The following is a 19734-nucleotide window of genomic DNA, read 5'->3' as shown; positions in this document are numbered from 1 at the left end:
ACATTAAGTAGTGTGGTGGCATTAGAGATTAACCGTCCTCAAGGAGACTTTTCGAATGTCTAAGAAATCTGACCAGCTTCAGATGACCACCCCAGCAGGCTCCGGCCTGAACTTGGGTGACAGCGTCTATGAGCGCCTGTTGCACGAGCGCATTATCTTTTTGGGCACCCAGGTAGACGATGAAATTGCCAATAAGCTGTGCGCACAGATCCTGCTGCTTTCCGCAGAGGATCCCACGCGCGATATTTCGCTCTACATCAACTCCCCGGGTGGCTCCGTGACCGCGGGCATGGCCATTTATGACACGATGAAGTACTCGCCCTGCGATATCTCCACCTACGGCATGGGCTTGGCCGCTTCTATGGGCCAGTTCCTGCTCTCTGGTGGTACGAAGGGCAAGCGCTATGCACTGCCGCACGCTCGCATCATGATGCACCAGCCTTCCGCTGGCGTGGGCGGTACCGCTGCCGATATCGCCATCCAGGCGGAGCAATTCGCACAGACCAAGCGCGAGATGGCCGAGCTCATTGCAGAGCACACCGGCCAAACCTTCGAGCAGATCACCAAGGACTCTGACCGTGACCGCTGGATGACTGCGCAGCAAGCCAAGGATTACGGCATTGTTGACCACGTAATCGAGTCTGTAAACGGCCCGCTGAGCAACTAGGGAATAAGGAGAAAATCACTATGAATAAGTCGCAGATGCCAAGTTCCCGTTACGTACTGCCTTCTTTTATTGAGCAGTCCGCTCAGGGGACGAAGGAAACCAACCCGTACTCTAAGCTCTTTGAAGAGCGCATCATCTTCTTGGGTACCCAGGTCGATGACACCTCTGCCAATGACATCATGGCCCAGCTGCTGGTTCTTGAAAGCCAGGATCCGGACCGTGACATCACCATGTATATCAACTCGCCCGGTGGCTCCTTTACTGCCCTGATGGCAATTTATGACACCATGCGCTACGTGCGCCCTGATGTGCAGACCGTGTGCCTGGGCCAGGCGGCTTCTGCTGCTGCAGTGCTGTTGGCCGCTGGTGCTCCGGGCAAGCGTGCGGCGCTGCCGAACTCGCGCGTATTGATCCACCAGCCTGCAACCCAGGGCACCCAGGGTCAGGTCTCGGACTTGGAGATCCAGGCCGCAGAGATCGAGCGTATGCGCACCTTGATGGAAAACACCTTGGCGGAGCACACCGGCCGTACGTCCGAGCAAATCCGCATCGACACCGACCGCGATAAGATCCTGACTGCGGAAGACGCTGTGGAATACGGAATCATCGATACCGTCTTTGAGTACCGCAAGCTCAATTCTTAATTCGGTCCTGATGGACTGAATCCATCAGCGGAGGCCCTGTGAGACCGCTTCGAGAGAAGCCCTCGCAGGGCTTTTATTATTTGCGTATAAGCGACTGCGGTATATGCCTATGAGAAGGTGCGCTGGGCGAGTAACGGTGCACGCACATCTACCCCAAACGGGGTGAATCTTTCAGAGAAATATCTGCAGGTCGTTAGGCAGATTATTTAGTGCGATGTTTCACGTATAATGGCCGATTTGTGAATTAGGCCTCTGAGTGGTCGTATTATGTTATGACAAATAAGGAACCAGAAGCGGAGGATCGAACCTCCGCACCCGCTGCTTCGAGCGGGGAGCGCACATTTTTCGGCCACCCGTGGGGGCTGGCTAACCTGTTCGGCGTGGAGATGTGGGAGCGCTTCAGCTTCTACGGCATGCAGTCCATCGTGCTGCTGTATATGTACTACGCCACCACCGATGGCGGCCTAGGCCTCGACCGTGGCGACGCGACGTCGATCGTCGGTGCCTACGGCGGCTTGGTGTACATGGCATGCCTGTTGGCATCGTTGGTAGCTGACCGCATCCTCGGTGCGGAGCGCACCCTGTTCTACTCCGCACTCATGGTGATGGCTGGTCACCTCGTCTTGGCCTTCATTCCTGCCGTAACCGGCCTGGCTATCGGCCTGATCCTCATCGCCGTTGGTTCCGGCGGTGTAAAGACTACCGCTTCGGTGGTGCTGGGCTCGCTGTATAGCCGCGACGATCCTCGCCGTGACGGCGGCTTCTCCGTCTTCTACATGGGCGTTAATATTGGTGCCCTCTTCGGACCGCTTCTTACCACCGCAATGTGGGGCTGGAAGGGCTTCCACTGGGGCTTCGGCATCGCTGCCGTCGGTATGGCCCTAGGCCTTATCCAGTATACTGCCATGCGTAAGACCACGATTAAGGACGCTGGTCACGAAATTCCTAATCCTGCAGATTTTAAACAGCGCATGCTGGGCTTGGGCGCGATTGTCGTCGCTGTCCTCGTCATGGTTATCGGCCTGGGTACTGGGATCATCAAGGTAGAGTGGCTGTCTAATATCGTCACCGCCGTTGCCCTGATCGCCGCCGTGTACTTCTGGATTCAGATGTACACCTCTGATTTGGTGACCCGGAAAGAAAAGAACCGCCTCTTGGGCTTTATTCCAATGTTCATCTCCGGTGTGCTGTTCTTCGGTATCTTCCAGCAGCAATTTACCGTGATGACCATTTACGCCGATGTGCGCCTGGACCGCCACATCTTTGGTATCGAGATTCCGCCGTCATTGGTGCAGTCCATTAACCCGATTTTCATCGTTATCTTCTCTGCAATCTTCGCGGCTATGTGGACGAAGCTCGGTGACCGTCAGTGGTCCACGCCGGTGAAGTTCGGCGTGGCCAATATCATCATCGGTATCTCGCTGTTCTTCTTCCTGCCATTCTCCGGCTCGGGCGCAAACTCCACGCCAATGTATGTCATTATCTGGATCCTCTTCCTATTCACCATGGGTGAGCTGATGTTGTCCCCAGTGGGCAACTCTCTGGCCACCAAGGTGGCACCTGAGGCGTTCCCATCGCGCATGATGGCCGTGTGGATGATGGCCGTGGCCATGGGTACCGCACTTGCCGGTTCGCTGGCTAGCTTCTACAACCCAGAGGATGCGGGTGCGGAAAACACCTTCTTTATTTCCTTAGGTGTCGTCTCCATCGCACTGGGCATCGTCCTACTCGTGCTGAGCCGCTGGGTGGTCAAGAAGTTTGCTACCTTCCGCTAAAAAGGGAAGCTAAAACCTTTATTTCGAGAGGTGTGTTGGTGTTAAGCCGGCGCACCTCTCTAAGTGTTTTCTGCCACGCTATTAAAGGGTGAAAATAGATTAGGTGTCTTAAAAATTGCTGGTAAACCGCAGATCTTTGGCAGGTGCCTAGCGCTCAGGCATATGTGGAAGGTTAACACTAGGCAAAGTGCAGTTTACTTCTTAGAAAAGCTATTGGCTCAACTTATTGTTGCGGAGTACGCTGCACTTCGTACGCGACGCGTGATGGCGCCGCAATAACACTTTCTTCTCATTTGTTAATTGCTTACAAGGGGCCAATGCTGTGACAGCGACTCTGATTATCTTGGGCATTGTGGTGTTTACCGCCTTAGCCTTCGACTTCACCAATGGTTTTCACGACACAGCCAATGCGATGGCAACCTCCATTGCTACTGGCGCGCTGAAGCCATTTACTGCGGTGGCGATTTCTGCCGTACTTAACCTCGTTGGCGCATTCTTGTCCGTGAATGTCGCGGCAACGGTGGCCAAAGGCATCGTCAACCTCGATTCCTATGACCTTTCGGGTGCAGCCGCCGACTCGGATGGCCAAGCCCTGTTGATGGTGGTCTTTACCGGTCTTATCGGCGGTATTCTGTGGAACCTTTTCACCTGGTTGCTCGGGCTACCGTCCAGCTCTTCCCACGCCCTTTTCGGTGGCCTTATCGGCGCTGGTTTCGCCGCCATGGGCACTGGGGGAGTGGAGTGGACCTCCATTATGGCCAAGATCATCATTCCGGCGGTGGCGTCCCCGATTATCGCCGCCTTGGTATCTGCGTGCGCCACCTTCCTCGTTTATTGGGTGACCAACACCATTCCGAAAAAGGAAAAGAACGAGCACTTCCGCCATGGCCAGATTGTGACCGCCTGCTTGGTATCGCTGGCACACGGCGCCGGTGACGCTCAGAAAACCATGGGCGTTATCTTCCTCGCCCTCGTGGCTTCGGGCCACGCGGCTGCCGATGCCCGCATTCCAACCTGGGTCATCTTCGGCTGTGCGATTGCCATTGCGGCCGGTACCTTGTCCGGCGGTTGGCGCGTTATCCGCACCCTGGGTAAGGGCTTGGTGGAGATCGAATCCCCGCAAGGTATGGCAGCCGAGGCTACCTCCGCGGCCATCATCCTGACTTCCTCAGCCGGTGGTATGGCTCTGTCTACGACCCACGTGTCCACCGGCTCTATCCTTGGTACTGGTTTGGGCCGCCGTGGCGCGGAAGTGCGCTGGGGTGTTGCAATGCGCATGGTGGCTGCCTGGCTCATTACGCTGCCCTGTGCCGCCTTTGTTGGCTTCGCATCGTGGTGGTTGGTGCACGGCGTCTCTTCCGCTACCAATGTGGCAACCGGCGCTATCGTGGACTTCGTTCTACTCTTGGCCATGACGGCGCTCATCGTCATCCGCTCCCGTATGAACCCAGTTGATGCATCCAACGTTAATAATGACTGGGATGAGAACGCTGAGTCCGTGGATTCGTCCTTGGAGCCACGCGTTGGTGCGAAAGAGTCTGTCGCAGCTTCAGGGGGCATGACCCCGGTAGCGGCGGTCAACGGGGACAACGACTCCACCTCATCTACTCCACAAGAGGAGCGCTAGAACATGACTGTTGCAGAAATCTTCGAATCTATACTCCGCGTCGCTGGCCTGGCCCTTGTCTTCGGTGCTGGTATCCCCTTGCTCTTCGCCTTGGGCATGCGTTCCATGACAGGTGATCCCATTCGGGATGACAATGGTGTGGTGGTAGGAGATACTCCCGCTAGCCGCCAAATGAAGCTGCTGGGTTGGACCGTTTATGCCGTACTGGGTGTCGTTATCGTGGTGGCAATCGCGTGGATCGCGCGCGATTCCCTAGACCACTACTTTGGTTTCGCACCATTTGGCGACCTTTAAGAGTAACCCGCGGACTATATAGCAAGCCCGTGACCATGTAATATGCCTCATAGCCATTTAATGTTAACAAAAGATTAACTTTAAATGGCTTAGGGGTTGCTTAGTGGGTAAGTACCAAGTATATTTGTACCTATCAACAGAGCAACATTGAGAGGTGAGAGAGATGAACACGATGCGGACCTTCATTGGTGGCATTAGCGATATGTTCAAGGACTCCACCACGGGTACGGGTTTGGATACCGTGTCTCAGGCACCGGTTTCTGCCCGCGTAGCGGAAAATCTCGTTGACGCGGGGCTTACCCCCGCGACGACCAAGGACGTCGCTGAGTCCTTCGCATTCGTTGTCGGCCATGCACCAGATGAGCTGGAAATGCTCGATGTTGAGGCATTCTTGCTCGAATTCGGCTGGCTGCAATAAAAGCCGCACTAGATAACCCGCCAGGCACCATCCTAGGTGCCTGGCGGGTTATCTGCGTTATAGGGCTGGGCATCGGCAAGCGCTAGCGCGGCGGCAGGATGGCCTCCGGGGTTTCGGGCAGGAGCTGGCCGCCATCAATAATCAGCGTTTGGCCGGTGATATATCCGGCCTCGGTGGAGGCGAGGAAGGCCGCGGCGTTGCCAATATCGCGGGGGCTGCCAAGCCGGTGCAGCGGGATGGAGCGCGTCATCTCATCGAGGTACTCTTGGCCCTGTGCCTCGAGGCCCTCGGTGAGGATATTTCCGGGCAATACGCCATTGATGGTGATGCCATCGCGGGCGATTTCTAGCGCAGCGGAGCGGATAAAGCCCTGTTGGGCCGCCTTGGAGGCGCCGTAATGCGCCCAGCCAGGAAAGCCGGTGTGTGAGCCGGTAATGGAGGTGGTGATGACGATGCGCCCGTAGCCGCGCTCCTTCATATACGGCAGGGCTTCTTGCACGACCTTGAACGTGCCGTGGGTATTGATGTCAAACATGGTCTCCCACTGCTTATCGGTCATCTCTTCCAGCGGGCAGTTGGGAAAGACCCCGGCATTGGAGCAGACGATGTCGATCGCCCCGTGCGCGGCGTGGACCTTGGCAAACATTTCTTTGATGGAGGCCCTATCGGTGACATCGACGGGGTAGGCGGTCGCGCCGAGCTCTGCGGCGGTTGCTTCGGCCTTGTCGGCATCGATATCGGCAATGACGATGCTGGCGCCGGCTTCGCGCAGGCAGGCAACGATGCCCTTGCCGATGCCCGCAGCTCCGCCCGTGACAATCGCGGTACGGTTGGTGAGGTCAAACATGAAATGGCTCCTTCGGCGGTGGTGGAGGAAGTGGAGGATCCAATCCCAAGTTTAGTGGTGTGGGCGGATAAAGATCTGCGAATTTCGCCACGCGGAGGGAATGAATAAGAGCCGTGTCGGGTTGATTTACTAAGGTAGATTTTTGAACAACCAACCGCGGGGATGGAAGTAAGCGAGCCTTCCGCCCCACCTTTAAAAAGCGGTAAACAAGAGCGAGTGTGAAAGTACTGAATGGCACGTATGCAAGAAAGCGCTGATCTCCTGAAGTGTTCCTTCTGCGGAAAGAGCCAAAAGCAGGTGAAAAAGCTCATCGCCGGCGGCGGGGTCTACATCTGCGATGAGTGCATCGAGCTCTGCAATGAGATTATTGAAGAAGAGCTCGGCCACGAGCAGGCCGAGGAATCTTCCGAAGCGGAGGTGCGCCTGCCTAAGCCTTCGCAGATTTCTTCCTTTTTGGATAAGTACGTCATTGGCCAAGACAAGGCCAAGCGCGTGCTGTCGGTAGCGGTGTATAACCACTACAAGCGCATTAAGGCCGAAGAATCCGCCGCGCTAGATGCGCGCCGTAAGAAGGCCGAAGGCGAAGAGGTAGAGATCTCCAAGTCCAATATTTTGATGCTGGGGCCCACCGGTTCAGGTAAGACCTACCTGGCCCAGACCTTGGCGCGCCTGCTGGATGTGCCTTTCGCCATCGCGGATGCCACCAGCCTGACGGAGGCCGGTTATGTCGGTGAGGACGTAGAAAACATCCTCTTGAAGTTGCTGCAGGCGGCGGACTTTGACGTGGAGCGCGCCCAGCGCGGCATCATCTACGTCGACGAGGTGGATAAGATTTCCCGCAAGTCTGAAAACCCCTCCATTACCCGCGATGTCTCCGGCGAGGGCGTGCAACAGGCGCTGCTGAAGATCCTAGAGGGAACCGTGGCCGCCATCCCACCGCAGGGCGGGCGCAAGCACCCGAACCAGGAATTTATCCAGCTAGATACCTCCAATATCCTCTTCATCGTCGCCGGCGCGTTTGCGGGCCTTGACCAGGTGATCGCGGATCGCGTGGGCAAGAAGGGCGTTGGCTTTGGCGCGAAGCTCGGCACCGAAGACGAGCGGGAAAAGGTGGACCTATTCTCCCAGGTGCGCCCGGAAGACCTCGTGAAGTTCGGCTTGATCCCAGAATTTATCGGCCGCCTGCCCGTGGTGGCGACGGTGGATAACTTGGACCGCGAGGCCCTGGTTAAGGTGCTCACTGAGCCCAAGAACTCGCTGCTCAAGCAGTACAGCCGCCTATTTGAGATGGATGATTGCGAGCTGCACATGGATGACGGGGCGCTGGATGCCATCGCAGAGCTCGCCCTCGAGCGCAAAACCGGCGCGCGCGGCCTGCGCGCGATCCTTGAAGAACTGCTCGTTCCAGTGATGTTTGAGCTGCCGGACCGGGAAGATATTTCCGCCGTGCACATCACCGCGGGCTGCGTCACCCAGGGCGCAGAGCCCGAATTCACCTACAAGGATGAGGCGAAGGAATCGGCTTAGTTAGAAGGGGGCATCGGCAAGCAGCCGGTGCCCCTACTTTTATGCCTCGCCGTAGATATCTTGCGGGGAGGCCTCATCGCCCTCGTCGGCATCAGAAGGCACCAAATAAGACTCGTGGCCGGAATCGGGGATATTGGCGGTGAGGAATGCCAGCACGGTATCGACGGTAAGCCGGTGCATGCCGTCGGTATTTGCCTGGCTGGACATATCCACGCCCAATAGGTTGTCCATCATCGCCCGGTTGGTCACGCGGTACGAGGTGAGCGAGGCGATGATGGTGAAAATATCGTTGGTGGAAATGCCCGGGCGGAAGGCACCGGCGTCCTGGCCCAGCATGAGCAGGCGGTCGAGGTGGAGGGCGACGCCGCTGAAATCCGCCACGGGATTGGTGGAAGAGCCCACGATGGACTGGGCGGTTTCCCAGGTCATCATGCGAATGGCCTCGGGGTGGTTGACGTATTGCCAGAAGATCCAGTCCACCAGCTTGCGCACGCCCTCGACCGGGACCGCGGAATCGAGCTCCAAGTCCTCTTCATTGGGGCGGAGGCGCTCGGCGGCGGTGCTTAGAGCGCTCAAATACAGGCCCTGCTTATCGCCAAAGTGGTAGTGAATCATGCGCTTGGACATGCCGGATTCCGCGGCAATGGTGTCCAGCTTGGTTTCAGAAAAACCCCACGCGGAAAACTGGGAAATGGCGATATCCACCACGGCATCGGTGCTGATGGAATCCGCAGCGTGAGCGTCGGAGTCCTCCGCCTGCTCCGCAGCGTGCAGCGGTTCGGTGTGCTCAGTGCTCATAGCATGTGTCCTATCTCTGCTTCGCGGCGCCGATGTGGCGATGGTGGGTAGTGTCTCGGGAACTGCACGATCGGCCTCATGCTGGTTCGATGCGGCAGTGGTTGGCCACCGTGCAGCCGCCCACAGGCGGTGAATGCATCCCTGCAAGCGCGCTCCCAAGTGGGGTCTGTGCCGCTTCCATCATGCCCGATTAACCCCACCCCGCGGGAGGAATGTGCCCATTGGGGGCGTTAATTTGGAGGTAAATGGGGGTAATATCCGGAAATTTGGCGGCGTTTTCCCTCCGAAAGAGGGGGATTTATTTCACAACACGCTACCTCCGTATAGCGCTAAGCTCGGGGGTGGATACATCCCGTGGAGGGTGGCGTGCATGAGGGACGCTTACATCTCCACGACATTTGAGGAGGAATGAGCATGACCCAGCCAGTAAAAGTAACCGTTACCGGTGCCGCCGGAAATATCGCCTACTCCCTGCTGTGGCGGATTGCCGCGGGCGACGTATTTGGCAAGGACACCCCGGTTGACCTTGCCCTGTTGGAAATCCCCGCGGTAGTAGAAAAGGCCGAGGGCGTGGCCATGGAACTGCGCGACTCCGCCCTGCCGCTGGTGAACTCGATTACGGTGACCGATGACCTCAAGGTCGCTTTCGAGGATGCCTCCGCCGCATTCCTTGTGGGCTCCCGCCCGCGCAGCAAGGGCATGGAGCGCGCTGACCTGCTCGAGGCCAATGGCGCCATCTTTACCGAGCAGGGCAAGGCCATCAATGACTACGCGGCGCGTGATGTTCGCGTGCTGGTGGTGGGCAACCCAGCCAATACCAACGCGCTGATTGCCGCGCATAGCGCGCCGGATCTGGATAGCTCCCAGTTCAACGCGCTCATGCGTCTGGATCACAACCGCACCTTGGGCCAGTTGGCGGCCAAGACGGGCAAGGCCACCAAGGACTTTTCCAAGATTGCGGTCTGGGGCAACCACTCCGCCACCCAGTTCCCGGACCTGACCTACTCCAACGCTGAGGTAGATGAGACTTGGTACAAGGAGGAGATGATTCCTAAGGTGGCCAAGCGCGGCGCCGAGATCATCGCCGTGCGCGGCCGCTCCTCGGCAGCCTCCGCAGCCTCCGCCGCGGTGGATCACATGCACGATTGGATCCACGGCACTGAGGATTGGCGCACCGCCGCTATCGTTTCGGATGGCTTCTATGGTGTGGACGAGGGCCTCGTCGCAGGTTTCCCCACGGTCTCCCGCGACGGCAAGTGGGAAATCGTCCAGGGCCTCGAGCTCAGCGATTTCCAGAAGGAGCGCATCGAGGCCTCCGTGCAGGAGCTGCGTGAGGAGCGCGAGGCCGTAGCCCACCTGCTGAAGGGCTAAGCCTCCAGCACCAAGTTATCGATGAGCCGCACCGGCCCCACCTGCGCTGCAACCAGCGCCAAGGCGGGCCGGTGTTGTGCATCTACGGGCTCGAGCGTGGCCGGGTCCACCACGGTGAGGTAATCCACCGTCACGCCGGGGGAGGAAGCGAGCTGGGCCTCAGCTTCTTCACGTGAGGCGCCATCCTGCAGCGCGAAGAGTGCCTGGGATAAGGCGACCGCCTGCTCACGCTCGGCGGCACTGAGGCGCGCATTGCGGCTGGACTCGGCCACGCCGTCCGTTGCACGCACGATGGGCACGCTGATGATGTCCAGCGGCACATCGAGGTCAGCCACCAGGCGGCGGATGATGGCTACCTGCTGGGCATCCTTTTGCCCAAAATAAGCGCGGTCTGGTGCAACAAGGTGAAACAGCTTGCTCACTACGGTGGCTACGCCGTCGAAGTGACCGGGGCGCGAAGCGCCTTCCAAGACCGAGCCCATCTCACCCGTGCGCACCCACACCCGCGGGGTACCACCCGGGTACATCTCCTCCACGCTGGGGGCGAAGACCGCATCGACTCCCACCGAGTCCAGCACCGCGGCATCCGCGTCGAGAGTGCGCGGGTAGGCGCGGTAGTCTTCGCAATCGCCCAGTTCTGTGAACTGGAGGGGATTGACAAAGACCGAGCACACCACGGTGTCGTTGTCTTCGCGGGCGCGGCGAATGAGGGAAGCGTGGCCGTCGTGAAGCGCGCCCATCGTGGGCACCAAGCCCACGGAGCCGGACGCTGCCGCGCGGAAGGCACGGAGTTCAGATTTAGTTTTCAGGATCTGCATGGCCAAAACCTTAGTCCTCGAAGGACTCCTCGGCGTTGGGGAAGGAGCGTTCGTTCACATCGGACACGTAATCCTTCGCGCCCTCCAGCAGCGCGCCGCGCAGATCCGCGTAGCGGCGCACAAAACGCGGCGCCTTGGGCCCGCCTAGGCCGAAGGCATCGGTCCACACCAGAATCTGGCCGTCGGTCTGCGCGCCGGCGCCGATGCCGATGGTGGGGATGGGCAGCTCCTTGGTCACCTGCTCAGCAAGGGCTGCTGGGACCATCTCCAGCACCACGGCGAAGGCGCCGGCCTCGGCGAGGGCGCGGGCGTCGTCGTGAAGCTTCTCCGCGCCGGCACCGCGGCCTTGGACTACGAAGCCGCCTAAGGCGTGGACCTGCTGGGGTGTAAAGCCAATGTGGGCGCAGACTGGGATGCCGGCGGCGGCAAGCGCGGCAACAATCGGTGCGCGCTCCGCACCACCCTCTAGCTTCACGGCCTGCGCACCGGTTTCCTTCATGACGCGCACAGCGGTCTCGAGCGCCTGGGCGGGGCCGGCTTCGTAGGAACCAAAGGGCAGATCCACCACCACGAAGGCGCGGGAGGTCGATGCAACCACCGCGCGGGCAAGGGGGATCATTTCATCCAGTGTGAGCGAGAGCGTGGTTTCGCGGCCCAGGACTACATTGGCCAGGGAATCGCCCACGAGCAGGAGATCCACCCCGGCTTCATCGAAGATCTCGGCGGTCATGCAGTCATAACTCGTCAGGCACGCGAAGGCCTGAGAGTTATCTTTGGCTTGGGCGAAGTAACGGGTGCGGAGACGGGCACGGTGGCCAGGGTTGTGAGACATGCCCTTACTTTAGACAGGGCGCTGGTGCCAGTTGACGCACAGGGTAGAGTTGGCCAGGTGACTGATCAGAATAAAGAGCAACTCGTTGGCACCAATCGCGCGGACCAGCTTCCCAAGTCCTGGGAGCCGCAGGCGGTAGAAAAAGACCTCTATGAAGGTTGGGTCGACCGCGGCTACTTCACCCCGGATGCGAATTCGGAGGCGGAGGGCTTTTCCATCGTGCTGCCACCGCCGAATGTGACCGGCCAGCTGCACATGGGCCACGCTTTAGATCACACGCTGATTGACTCCATCATTCGCCGCAAGCGCATGCAGGGCTATTCCACTTTGTGGCTGCCCGGTGCGGATCACGCGGGCATTGCCACCCAGACCAAGGTTGAGGCCAAGCTCAAGGAGACCGAGGGCAAAAAGCGCTGGGATTATGAGCGCGAGGAGTTCATCGACAAGGTCTGGGAATGGAAGGAAGAATTCGGTGGCACCATCCAGAACCAGATGCGCGCCATCGGTGACTCCGTGGACTGGACCCGCGAGCGCTTTACCCTGGATGAGGGCCTGTCGCGTGCGGTACAGACCATCTTTAAGAACCTCTACGATGAGGGCATGATTTACCGGGCCAACCGCCTGGTCAATTGGTCGCCGGTGCTGGAGACCGCCGTTTCCGATATCGAGGTCGTCTACAAGGACGTCGAGGGCGAGCTGGTCTCCATCCGCTATGGCTCGCTCAATGACGATGAGCCGCACCTCATTGTTGCCACCACGCGTGTGGAAACCATGCTTGGCGATGTCGCCATTGCCGTCCACCCCGACGATGAGCGCTACGCCCACCTCGTGGGCCAGGAATTGGAACACCCCTTCCGCGATGACTTGAAGCTGAAGATCATCGCTGATGATTACGTGGACATGGAGTTTGGTACCGGTGCGGTAAAGATCACCCCGGCCCACGATCCCAATGACTACGCCATGGGCACCCGCCATAACTTGGATATGCCGACGGTGATGGATACCACCGGCCACATCGCGCATACCGGCACCCGTTTTGATGGCATGACGCGCGAAGAAGCGCGCGTGGAAATTCGGGAGGCGCTGCGGGAGCAGGGGCGCATCGTCAAAGAAATCCGCCCCAATGTCCACTCCGTGGGCCACTCGGAGCGCTCCGGCGAGCCCATCGAGCCGCGCCTGTCACTGCAGTGGTTCGTCGATGTCGCGCAGATGGCGAAGGCCTCTGGCGATGCCGTGCGCGAGGGCGATACCGTCTTGCACCCGCAGTCGCTGGAGCCGCGCTATTTTGAGTGGGTCGATGACATGCACGATTGGTGCATCTCCCGCCAGCTGTGGTGGGGCCACCGCATCCCCATTTGGTACGGCCCGGAGCGCACGAACGAGTCCGGTGAGATCGAGCGTGACATCGTGTGCGTCGGCCCCGATGAGGAGCCGCCGGCAGGATACGAGCAGGATCCGGACGTCCTCGATACCTGGTTCTCTTCGGCGCTGTGGCCATTTTCCACCCTGGGCTGGCCCGATAAGACCCCGGATCTGGAGAAGTTCTATCCCACCAACGTGCTGGTCACAGCCTATGACATCTTGTTCTTCTGGGTCGCGCGCATGATAATGTTCGGCACCTTCGCCGGCACCAAGACCCCAGAGCTTTTGGGTAAGGGCACCGATGGCCGCCCGCAGATTCCTTTCAAAGACCTTTACCTGCACGGCCTTGTGCGCGATGAGCAGGGCCGCAAGATGTCCAAGTCCCTGGGCAATGGCATTGACCCGATGGACTGGGTGCGCGATTACGGCGCCGATGCGCTGCGCTTTACCCTTGCCCGCGGCGCCAACCCGGGCGTGGATTTGCCGCTGGGCTCTGATGCCGCCGCGGCATCGCGCAATTTCGCTACCAAGCTCTTTAATGCCACCAAGTTTGCGCTGATGAACGGCGCCGGCGTGGCACCTTTGCCTAGCCGCACGGAGCTTTCGGATGCCGACCGCTGGATCCTTGACCGCGCCGAAGAGGTGCGCACCCAGGTCGATGCCTACTTGGACGATTATCAATTTGCCAAGGCCAACGAGCTGCTCTACCACTTCACCTGGGATGAGCTCTGTGACTGGTACCTGGAGATTGCCAAGACGCAGATCCCGAGCGATGGCGAAACGGTAGAAGGCCGCAATACCCAGATCGTCTTGGGCCGCGTCATCGACGTGGTGCTGCGCCTATTGCACCCCACCATGCCGTATGTGACCGAGGTGCTGTGGAAGGCATTGACCGGCGGGGAATCCATCGTCATCGCCCCGTGGCCCACAGTGGCCGATACCAACGGCGGCGCCACCAAGGACGCGGTGGCCGCCCGCCGCATCGATGATGCCGATAAGCTCATTACCGAGCTGCGCCGCTTCCGCTCCGATCAGGGCGTTAAGCCTTCGCAAAAGGTGCCGGGCCGCCTCGACTTCGCCGCGGCAGACCTGCAGGGCCAAGAGGAATTGGTCCGCAACCTGGCCAATACCACCGCGCCGGGCGAGGACTTTAACCCCTCGGCCTCCATTGAGGTGCGCCTGTCCCAGGCCACCGTGGAGGTAACGCTGGATACCCACGGCGCGGTCGACGTTGAAGCCGAGCGCAAGCGCCTGGAAAAGGATCTGGCCAAGGCCAATAAGGAACTGGAACAGACCGGCAAGAAGCTGGGCAATGAGAACTTCCTGGCCAAGGCGCCGGAAGAGGTGGTCAATAAGATTCGGGCGCGCCAAGACATCGCACGCGAGGAAGTCGAGCGCATTACCAGCCGTTTGGAGGGCCTTAAGTAGTGACAGATCAGCGCTTCAATCACGACGCCAACGGGAACGGCGAGGTCGCCGGGGGAGAGGACGATTTTGAAATCGTCGATGCCCTCAAGGAAGGCACCGATGGCACCCCGGTGGAGATCACGGAATCGGGCCTGACCCTGAACCTCGGCATGGGCGAAGACGAAGAATATAACGACGCCGCGCCCCAAGAGGTATCCCCGGAGGAGCTGCAGGCGCTCGGTGAGGTGGAAGACGAGCTCAACCAGCGCTGGCCGGAGACTAAGATCGAGCCCACCCTGGAGCGCATCGAGATGCTCATGGATTTGCTCGGTCACCCCGAACAGTCCTTTGATGTCATCCACATTGCGGGCACCAATGGTAAGTCTTCTACCGCGCGCATGGTCGATTCGCTGCTGCGTTCCTTCCACCGCCGCGTGGGCCTGGTCACCAGCCCGCACCTGCAGCGGGTCACCGAGCGCATCGGCATCGATGGCCGGCCCATCCACCCGCGCGACTACGTGCGCCTGTGGCACGAAATCAAGCCGTACGTGGAGATGGTGGATGCGCGCTCTGAGGTCCCCATGTCCAAGTTCGAGGTCTTGGTGGGCCTATCCTATGCAGCGTTTGCCGATGCCCCCGTTGACGTCGCCGTCGTCGAGGTCGGCCTCGGTGGGACGTGGGATGCCACGAACGTGGTCAATGCGGACGTTTCCGTGATTACCCCGGTGGGCCTAGACCACACGGATTACCTGGGCAGCGATATTCGGGAGATTGCGGGGGAGAAGGCGGGTATCATCAAGCGCCGCGCCGATGCCGAAGACCCGCTGACCCCGAATGAAAACATCGCCATTATTGCCGAGCAAGACCCTGAGGCCATGCAGGTCATCCTGCAGCGCGCGGTGGATATGGATGCCGGCGTGGCCCGCTCCGGAGCGGAATTCGCGGCCTTAGAATCCCGCATTGCGGTCGGTGGCCAGCAGGTTAATATCCAGGGCCTCGGCGGCATGTACGAGGATATTTTCTTGCCGTTGCACGGCGAGCACCAGGCCAAGAATGCGGCCGTTGCCCTTGCAGCGGTCGAAGCCTTCTTCGGTGCCTCTTCCGGGCATCCTCTGGATATTGCCTCCGTGCGCAACGGTTTTGCCAAGACGATTTCGCCCGGCCGCCTCGAGCGAGTGCGCACCTCGCCCACGACGTTTATCGATGCCGCCCACAATCCCCACGGCGCCAAGGCGCTTGGCGCGGCGCTCGACCGCGATTTCGATTTTGCGCGGCTCATCGGCGTGCTCTCCATCTTTGGCGATAAGGATGCCCAAGGCATCCTCGCCGCGCTGGAGCCGTACTTGAGCGAGGTGGTAATCTCCCAGAACTCCTCGCCGCGCGCGATCGATGCCTATGAATTGGCGGAAACGGCCCGCGATATTTATGGCGAAGAGCGCGTCTATGTGGCCGATGATCTGCCCGGTGCCTACGCGCAAGCCGTGGAGCTGGCGGAGGAATCTGAGGTGCAATCCGGCTCCGGTATTGTCATTACCGGTTCGGTGGTTACCGCCGGCGAAGCCCGCGCTATGTTTGGAAAGGAGCCCGCATGACCAGCCCCAATCCTAGGTCCCGCCTGCCTCGTCAGCCGCGCCGCGGCGACGACATAGCGGACAATGAAATCGGCCCATTGGGCCTAGGGCAGGATCCCGTTAAGGATCCGCTCAAGAGCTTTAATGGCATGGTCATCGCCAGCTCGCTCATCATGGAGTCGATCACGCTCGTTTTGGCGCTGCCGCTGTTGTACAAGCTGTATGACGGTACGCTGTGGACGCCGTTTAACTACGGCGTAGTCATAGGTGCCCTGATATTCCACTTGGGCATGATCGCGTTTATGAATAAGAAGTGGGCGCTGACCGTCATCGTGTGGGCGCAGCTATTGGGCCTTATCCTGGGTTTTATGGCGCACTGGTCCATCGCCGCGATCTTCATCATCTTTGGCATGGAGTGGCTCCTTGCGGCGTATTTGCGCAGTAACTTAATCGCCCGCATGAAGCGCGGTTACTTAACTACCCAGCACCTCAACCAGAAGTAGTGGCCATGCGCACCGTCTATCTCGTCCTCGCGGCCCTAGCCTGCATTGCCGCGGTCGCTGCCCGCGCGGCCACGGGCGCGCCGTGGCTGCCGCTGGTAGCACTCATCATTGCCGCCGTATTTTTGGCCCTTGCCCTGCGCGCTAATTTTCAGCGGGCAGAAGAAGCCACCCTTGATGATTTGGATAAAGAGCAGCGAGCAGAGATTAAGCGTTTGCTGGGCAACGGCCAGTTTGGCACGGCGGTTAACCAAGTGCGCCTGTGGTTTCGGGGTACCTCCCACGAGCGCGCGACGGAGATAGTCCAGCAGCTTACTTAATGCTTATTAAATGCCGCCCACTACGCTGCCCCCGCTTATGGCCCTCGGTCGTGGACGAGTTGTGGGTATTCGGTACAGTATGGGGCATGACTGAACGTACATTGATCCTCATTAAGCCGGACGGCGTAAAGAACGGCCACGTGGGCGAGATCATCGCCCGCATCGAGCGCAAGGGCCTCAAGCTGGCTGAGTTGGACCTGCGCGTGGCTGACCGCGAGACCGCAGAAAAGCACTACGAAGAGCACAAGGACAAGCCATTCTTTGGCGAGCTCGTGGACTTCATCACCTCCGCACCGCTGATTGCCGGCGTTGTTGAAGGCGAGCGCGCCATCGAGGCATGGCGCCAGCTGGCCGGCGGCACCGACCCAGTCTCCAAGGCCGCACCCGGTTCCATCCGCGGTGACTTCGCACTCAGCGTGGGCGAGAACATCGTGCACGGCTCCGACTCCCCAGAGTCCGCTGAGCGCGAGATTGGAATTTGGTTCCCCAACCTCTAAGCACTGAATCTACCTAGATTTCAAGGAGACCCGAGCGTTAAGCTCGGGCCTTTTCCTTTAAGAGGGGGTTTATTGCGGGGCGAAATACTTTGATTGGCTCACAGTGTTGCAAACATATAAGGCCAAGATTTCATTGTTAGTGGCTGTTTAGTCGAAAGAGAGTAGTTCGCGCAGTGCAGTGAAAGCTTGTTTTTGCACTTCATGGGTGACGGTGCGGCCAGTCTGTCGTTTGGCTAAGAGGTCAGCATCCCGCATTTTTGCAAGATGGTGAGACACCGTCGGCTGACTCAGACCGGATAATGCGGTCAGTTCTGAGACGCTCATCGGGCCGCAGCCTTCATCGCACAAAATGGACAAAAGGCGAAGGCGCGCGGGATCTGCAAGTACCTTGAACTGCTGGGCAAAGTGCACGGCATTGTCTTGATCTAGGGGGCCGTTGCTAAGCGAACAGCATTCGTTGATGTAGGGATTTTTGGTCATGCCGTGCGAAGAAACCATGCATTCAGTATATGGGCGTTTTCCCACCCATTCATATTGACAGGTATCGATATGAATGGGTACAGTGCAGCACGGTACGGTGCGACTTGGGTCAATGAAGGAGACAGGTATGGCTACCTCACAGCAGCCGCGATTGGCTTTTCTCGATCGCTTTCTTCCCGTGTGGATCATCATCGCTATGGTCCTTGGCCTGCTTATAGGTCATTTTCTTCCAGGAATTGGAAAAGCGCTCTCAGCTTTAGAAGTTGGGGGTATTTCCCTTCCAATTGCTTTAGGGCTGTTGGTGATGATGTATCCACCGCTTGCTAAAGTGCGCTATGAAAAGACCCGGGAGATTGCCACTGACAGACGGCTGATGACCGTGTCAATCGTTTTGAATTGGCTTGTGGGGCCAGCATTCATGTTCGCACTGGCCTGGCTATTCTTGGCGGATCAACCCGAGCTGCGCACGGGTCTTATCATTGTCGGCCTTGCCCGCTGCATCGCCATGGTCTTGGTGTGGTCAGACCTATCCTGCGGCGACCGAGAAGCCACGGCAGTATTAGTAGCAATCAACTCCGTCTTCCAAGTTGCGATGTTCGGTGTCCTGGGTTGGTTCTACCTGCAGATACTGCCGGGATGGCTGGGTCTTGATACCACCTCTGTCGAATTCTCTTTCTGGTCCATTGTTACTTCAGTGCTCGTATTCTTAGGCATCCCGCTTTTGCTCGGGGTTATCTCCCGAGTATGGGCAGAGAAAACTAAAGGGCGTGAGTGGTTCGAAAACCGTTACCTTCCTGCGGTGTCTCCTTTGGCAATGATCGGTTTGCTGTATACAATCGTCTTACTGTTCTCCCTGCAAGGAGAACAGCTAGTGGAGCAGCCGGTAGCAGTGGTTAGGGTAGCGGTGCCTCTGATGTTGTACTTTGTCGGGATGTTCTTTCTGGCTTTGGGCGTAGCTAAAGTTGCCGGAATGAATTATGCACAGTCTGCCTCAGTGGCCTTTACCGCAGCGGGAAATAATTTTGAGTTAGCCATCGCGGTGTCCATCGGTACCTTTGGTGCCACCTCTGCTCAAGCGTTAGCCGGTACCATTGGGCCTCTTGTTGAAATTCCGGTTTTGGTTGGTTTGGTATACGTAATGCTCTGGATTGGTCCTAAGTTATTTCCAGGAGACCCGAGTCTGCCGAATTAGCGTCTGCCAAGTTGATACAGGCACCGCACTCCAGTAGGGGTGAGGGTGATGCGCCAGCTTTCTACTTTGGAGCGCAGTCCAATATCTTCTACCTTCACGAGCCCATGCTTTTTTAGTTCCTGAAGAGCATCCGGCAGGGTATCTAGTTCCACCTGCATCAGGCGGGACAAGGCCTTGGTGGTGGTCGTATTGCCCTGGACGGCCCCGGCGGTGACGAGGGCGGTGAGGATATTTAGGTGGGCATCGGCAAGCTGCATGGCATGATCTGTGACCCCTTCTAAGGGATCTTCAGCCACGATGCGCTGCATGCGGCGGCGGCCAATGCGAAAGGACTGGGAAAGCATGGCCCACAAGCCCAGCGGGAGTGCGAACGCCGACACCGCTCCGGTTAAGATGCCTTCCACGGGCGGGGCCAGCGAGATGTTTGGCAACCAGCCAGCCGCGGACAGCGGGGCCATGGCCAGCGGTAGAGCAAGTGGTATCACTGGCGCCCAATAAGCAATGGCGGGGTAATCGCCCTCGAGGTAGACATCCTGGCTAGCCCCAATAGAGCGGGGATAATGGCGGATGAGGTGCACCAATCCAATGACCGCGAAGACCGCAAAAACGCCGGCGCCCATCAGCATGTAGCTGGCCTCCGTTTGGGCAAACCCGAGGGCAAAACCGGCCGGAACGCCGAATAAGCACGCCTCTTTCGGCGTAATCTCATTACGCTGCCGGTACTGCGATAATGTTCGGGCGGGACGTGGTGCCAGTTCTGCCATAAGTTCAAACGTATCATCGCCCA

The 19734-nt window shown here is 58.9% G+C and carries 20 protein-coding genes; 14 read left to right on the top strand and 6 right to left on the bottom strand.

Going from position 1 to position 19734, the window contains the following annotated elements:
- Positions 1–55: 55 nt before the first annotated feature.
- The 6 genes from ACLI1O_RS09280 (at position 56) to ACLI1O_RS09255 (ending at position 5425) form a co-directional block, all read left to right on the top strand.
- The gene (locus tag ACLI1O_RS09280) at positions 56–667 is read left to right on the top strand and encodes an ATP-dependent Clp protease proteolytic subunit (RefSeq protein ID WP_023023580.1); all 612 of its coding nucleotides are present in this window, start codon (positions 56–58) and stop codon (positions 665–667) included.
- A gap of 20 nt (positions 668–687) precedes the next feature.
- The gene (locus ACLI1O_RS09275) at positions 688–1311 is read left to right on the top strand and encodes an ATP-dependent Clp protease proteolytic subunit (RefSeq protein ID WP_239268731.1); all 624 of its coding nucleotides are present in this window, start codon (positions 688–690) and stop codon (positions 1309–1311) included.
- 272 nt (positions 1312–1583) lie between these two features.
- Positions 1584–3086, top strand: coding sequence for a peptide MFS transporter (locus ACLI1O_RS09270; RefSeq protein WP_239268729.1), 1503 nt, complete (start codon positions 1584–1586; stop codon positions 3084–3086).
- Positions 3087–3408: 322 nt separating this feature from the next.
- Positions 3409–4713 carry an anion permease gene (locus tag ACLI1O_RS09265; protein ID WP_411706821.1) on the top strand — a complete coding sequence of 435 codons (1305 nt, stop codon included), beginning with the start codon at positions 3409–3411 and terminating at the stop codon, positions 4711–4713.
- A 3-nt stretch (positions 4714–4716) separates the two neighbouring features.
- Positions 4717–5007, top strand: a complete 291-nt coding sequence (locus tag ACLI1O_RS09260; protein ID WP_023023571.1) for a hypothetical protein — start codon at positions 4717–4719, stop codon at positions 5005–5007.
- Between the two features lie 163 nt (positions 5008–5170).
- Positions 5171–5425: a hypothetical protein gene (locus tag ACLI1O_RS09255; protein WP_239268725.1), complete on the top strand. Its 255-nt coding sequence runs from the start codon at positions 5171–5173 to the stop codon at positions 5423–5425.
- Positions 5426–5507: 82 nt separating this feature from the next.
- Here the strand turns inward: ACLI1O_RS09255 and fabG are convergent, their stop codons facing one another.
- Positions 5508–6272: a 3-oxoacyl-ACP reductase FabG gene (gene fabG / locus ACLI1O_RS09250; RefSeq protein WP_239268723.1), complete on the bottom strand. Its 765-nt coding sequence runs from the start codon at positions 6270–6272 to the stop codon at positions 5508–5510.
- Between the two features lie 231 nt (positions 6273–6503).
- On the opposite strand from fabG, the gene clpX reads away from it, so the two are divergent.
- Positions 6504–7799 carry an ATP-dependent Clp protease ATP-binding subunit ClpX gene (clpX, locus tag ACLI1O_RS09245; RefSeq protein ID WP_239268721.1) on the top strand — a complete coding sequence of 432 codons (1296 nt, stop codon included), beginning with the start codon at positions 6504–6506 and terminating at the stop codon, positions 7797–7799.
- 39 nt (positions 7800–7838) lie between these two features.
- Here clpX and ACLI1O_RS09240 read toward each other — a convergent pair whose 3' ends face one another.
- A complete protein-coding gene (locus tag ACLI1O_RS09240; RefSeq protein ID WP_239268719.1) occupies positions 7839–8597 on the bottom strand; it encodes a TetR/AcrR family transcriptional regulator in 759 nt (252 codons plus the stop codon).
- 408 nt (positions 8598–9005) lie between these two features.
- On the opposite strand from ACLI1O_RS09240, the gene ACLI1O_RS09235 reads away from it, so the two are divergent.
- Complete coding sequence (locus ACLI1O_RS09235; protein WP_239268717.1) at positions 9006–9968, top strand: malate dehydrogenase; 963 nt, start codon at positions 9006–9008, stop codon at positions 9966–9968.
- On the opposite strand, the gene panC is transcribed toward ACLI1O_RS09235, so the two are convergent.
- Together panC and panB are read right to left on the bottom strand one after the other, a co-directional pair.
- A complete protein-coding gene (gene panC, locus ACLI1O_RS09230) occupies positions 9965–10786 on the bottom strand; it encodes a pantoate--beta-alanine ligase (RefSeq protein WP_411706820.1) in 822 nt (273 codons plus the stop codon). The genes ACLI1O_RS09235 and panC overlap by 4 nt on opposite strands.
- 10 nt (positions 10787–10796) lie before the next feature.
- On the bottom strand, positions 10797–11618 hold the full coding sequence (gene panB, locus ACLI1O_RS09225) for a 3-methyl-2-oxobutanoate hydroxymethyltransferase (RefSeq protein WP_239268713.1): 822 nt from the start codon (positions 11616–11618) through the stop codon (positions 10797–10799).
- A 57-nt stretch (positions 11619–11675) separates the two neighbouring features.
- Here panB and ACLI1O_RS09220 point away from each other — a divergent pair, with 57 nt between their 5' ends.
- The 5 genes from ACLI1O_RS09220 to ndk all read left to right on the top strand — a co-directional run bounded on the left by ACLI1O_RS09220 (position 11676) and on the right by ndk (position 17275).
- Positions 11676–14408, top strand: coding sequence for a valine--tRNA ligase (locus ACLI1O_RS09220; protein WP_239268711.1), 2733 nt, complete (start codon positions 11676–11678; stop codon positions 14406–14408).
- Entirely contained in the window at positions 14408–15979 is a 1572-nt protein-coding gene (folC, locus tag ACLI1O_RS09215; RefSeq protein ID WP_370658452.1) for a bifunctional tetrahydrofolate synthase/dihydrofolate synthase, read from the top strand. The genes ACLI1O_RS09220 and folC overlap by 1 nt, the downstream gene beginning before the upstream one ends.
- Entirely contained in the window at positions 15976–16461 is a 486-nt protein-coding gene (locus tag ACLI1O_RS09210; protein ID WP_239268709.1) for a DUF4233 domain-containing protein, read from the top strand. Before folC ends, ACLI1O_RS09210 begins: the two co-directional genes overlap by 4 nt.
- Positions 16462–16466: 5 nt before the next feature.
- On the top strand, positions 16467–16778 hold the full coding sequence (locus ACLI1O_RS09205) for a hypothetical protein (RefSeq protein WP_239268707.1): 312 nt from the start codon (positions 16467–16469) through the stop codon (positions 16776–16778).
- An 86-nt stretch (positions 16779–16864) separates the two neighbouring features.
- Positions 16865–17275: a nucleoside-diphosphate kinase gene (gene ndk / locus ACLI1O_RS09200; protein WP_005277934.1), complete on the top strand. Its 411-nt coding sequence runs from the start codon at positions 16865–16867 to the stop codon at positions 17273–17275.
- 147 nt (positions 17276–17422) lie between these two features.
- Here ndk and ACLI1O_RS09195 read toward each other — a convergent pair whose 3' ends face one another.
- Complete coding sequence (locus tag ACLI1O_RS09195; protein ID WP_239268705.1) at positions 17423–17773, bottom strand: ArsR/SmtB family transcription factor; 351 nt, start codon at positions 17771–17773, stop codon at positions 17423–17425.
- A 109-nt stretch (positions 17774–17882) separates the two neighbouring features.
- On the opposite strand from ACLI1O_RS09195, the gene arsB reads away from it, so the two are divergent.
- Positions 17883–18947: an ACR3 family arsenite efflux transporter gene (gene arsB / locus ACLI1O_RS09190; protein ID WP_239268703.1), complete on the top strand. Its 1065-nt coding sequence runs from the start codon at positions 17883–17885 to the stop codon at positions 18945–18947.
- Here the strand turns inward: arsB and ACLI1O_RS09185 are convergent.
- Entirely contained in the window at positions 18944–19711 is a 768-nt protein-coding gene (locus tag ACLI1O_RS09185; RefSeq protein ID WP_239268701.1) for a hypothetical protein, read from the bottom strand. The two genes, arsB and ACLI1O_RS09185, sit on opposite strands and share 4 nt — an antisense overlap.
- Positions 19712–19734: the final 23 nt, after the last annotated feature.

Origin of the sequence: Corynebacterium sp. LaCa78 (assembly GCF_046717505.1) — a bacterium.
Lineage (GTDB): Bacteria > Actinomycetota > Actinomycetes > Mycobacteriales > Mycobacteriaceae > Corynebacterium.
Note: the sequence above shows the minus strand (reverse complement) of the source record. Positions and strands in the feature narration are given on the sequence as shown.